1 protein-coding gene is annotated in these 372 nt (G+C 61.0%); it reads left to right on the top strand.

Features of this window, described 5'->3' with window-relative positions:
* Nucleotides 1–55 precede the first annotated feature (55 nt).
* The coding region (locus tag ASV53_RS24925) for a reverse transcriptase domain-containing protein (RefSeq protein ID WP_275657134.1) at nt 56–372 on the top strand (317 nt) is incomplete at its 3' end.

The raw sequence follows: 372 nt of genomic DNA, 5'->3' as shown, positions 1-372 counted from the left end.
CTCGGACTATAGCTACGGCTTCCGTCCGGGCAGAAGCGCTCACCAGGCTGTCGAGATGGCCCGCACCCATGTGGCGGCGGGTCATAGGTGTTGCGTGGAACTCGATCTGGAGAAGTTCTTTGATCGGGTCAACCACGACATCCTGATGTTCTGTGTTGAGCGCCATGTCGAAGACAAACAGGTACTCAGACTCATCCGCCGTTACCTCGAAGCGGGCGTCATGTCGGACGGGGTTGTCAGCCATCGGCAGGAGGGGGCGCCGCAAGGCGGCCCGCTTTCGCCGCTGCTGTCGAACATCCTGCTCGATGAACTCGACCGTGAGTTGGAGCGGCGAGGCCATCGCTTCGTGCGCTATGCCGATGACGCGAACAT

The sequence above is a fragment of the Photobacterium sanguinicancri genome (assembly GCF_002265265.1).
Classification (GTDB): domain Bacteria; phylum Pseudomonadota; class Gammaproteobacteria; order Enterobacterales; family Vibrionaceae; genus Photobacterium; species Photobacterium sanguinicancri.
This window is presented reverse-complemented; position numbering and strand designations above follow the sequence as displayed.